The organism is Streptomyces recifensis (assembly GCF_002154615.1).
Taxonomy (GTDB): domain Bacteria; phylum Actinomycetota; class Actinomycetes; order Streptomycetales; family Streptomycetaceae; genus Streptomyces; species Streptomyces griseoluteus.
On record NZ_MUNH01000810.1, the window covers coordinates 1 to 1,727 of the forward strand.

General features: G+C 71.4%; 2 protein-coding genes. One reads left to right on the forward strand and one right to left on the reverse strand.

Features of this window, described 5'->3' with window-relative positions; genetic code table 11:
• Positions 1 to 90 precede the first annotated feature (90 nt).
• Positions 91 to 540 carry a nitroreductase family deazaflavin-dependent oxidoreductase gene (locus CCN33_RS29930; protein ID WP_086696451.1) on the reverse strand — a complete coding sequence of 150 codons (450 nt, stop codon included), beginning with the start codon at positions 538 to 540 and terminating at the stop codon, positions 91 to 93.
• A 361-nt stretch (positions 541 to 901) separates the two neighbouring features.
• On the opposite strand from CCN33_RS29930, the gene CCN33_RS29935 reads away from it, so the two are divergent.
• Positions 902 to 1,727 (forward strand): cytochrome P450 (locus CCN33_RS29935; protein ID WP_086696452.1); only part of this gene is annotated, 826 nt, incomplete at its 3' end.

Consider the following 1,727-nt stretch of genomic DNA (forward strand, 5'->3'; position numbering starts at 1 on the left):
CGCGGCGGGGCCTGAGCTCCGCGTGCCCGCCGGGGGACGGTTCACACCCGCCGTACGCGCAAGGCGCGTGAACCGTCCCCCGGCGCCGGTTCAGCTCGCGTCGGCCGGCTCCAGGACGAAGACCGGGATCTCCCGGTCGGTCTTCTCCTGGTACTCGGCGTAGGGGGGGAAGGCCGCGACGGCCCGCTCCCACCACCGGGCCTTCTCGTCGCCGTTCACCTCGCGGGCGCGCATCTCCCGCTTCTGAGGGCCGTCCTGGAGTTCGACGGTCGGGTCGGCCTTGACGTTGAAGTACCAGACCGGGTGCTTCGGCGCGCCGCCCACGGAGGCGACCACCGCGTACTTCCCGTCGTGCTCCACCCGCATCAGCGGCGTCTTGCGGATCTTGCCGCTGCGGTTGCCGCGCGTGGTCAGGATGATCACCGGCAGCCCGGTGTCGAGCAGTGTGTTCCCCTCCCTCCCGCCGGAGCTCTCGTACAGCTCGACCTGATCGCGTACCCATTGCTCCGGGCTCGGCTCGTACTCGCCCTCAAGAGGCATGGCTTCTCCCCTTCATCGTGTTTCGTCCTGCCGACGGCATCGCGCCTGCGGTCCACCGCAACACCGGGGGCCGCCGGGATCATCCGTACCGCGCATCCTCTGGGCCACGCGGGTGAATAGCCGGATCTCTCGGCCGGTCGCCGGCCGGGGGGTGGCCGAAAGGGGGCGTACGCGACGACACTGGGAGGACCGATGTGCGTCGGACGACCGGATTCCGCTGCCCGGACACCTCCGGCGGCCGCGCCTCTTCGGCCAGATCCGACGGGTCGCCGATCTGGCCGAACTTGCCGTCGCCCCCTAGGTGCCCCGGGCATCTAATGAAGATCGGTTCGAGGTACTTCTTCGTCTGCGAGGTCCATCCATGACGGAACTGACGGACACCACCGGCCCGGCGAAGGCGGCCGATCCCGTCGCCTTCCCGCAGGACCGCACCTGTCCCTACCACCCGCCTACCGGGTACGGCCCCTTGCGCGAGGGCCGGCCCGTGTCCCGCGTCACCCTGTACGACGGCCGCGAGGTCTGGGCCGTCAGCGGGCACTCCGCGGCCCGCGCGCTGCTCGCCGACCCCCGGCTCTCCAGCGACCGGCGCCGCCCCGAGTTCCCGATCCCCACCGCCCGGTTCGCGGGCGTACGGGACCGCCGGGTCGCCCTGCTGGGCCTGGACGACCCCGAGCACCAGATCCAGCGGCGGATGATGATCCCGTCGTTCACGGTCAAACGCGCCGCGGCCCTCCGGCCCGCCATCCAGAAGATCGTCGACGACCTCCTGGACGCGATGATCGAGCGAGGGCCCGGCGCCGAGCTGGTGTCGGCCTTCGCCCTGCCCGTGCCGTCCATGGTCATCTGCGACCTGCTCGGGGTGCCGTACGCCGACCACGAGTTCTTCGAGGAGCAGTCCCGCAAGCTGCTGCGCGGGCCGACGGCCGACGACAGCCAGAACGCCCGCAAGGAGCTGGAGACCTACCTCGGCGGCCTCATCGACGCCAAGGCCGGCCACCCCCAGCCGGGCGAGGGAGTACTGGACGACCTGGTACACAAGCAGCTCAGCGAGGGCGCGCTGGACCGGGCCGAGGTCGTCTCGCTCGCCGTCATCCTGCTGGTCGCCGGGCACGAGACCACCGCCAACATGATCTCGCTGGGCACCTACACGCTGCTGCAGCACCCCGACCGGCTGGCCGAGCTGCGCG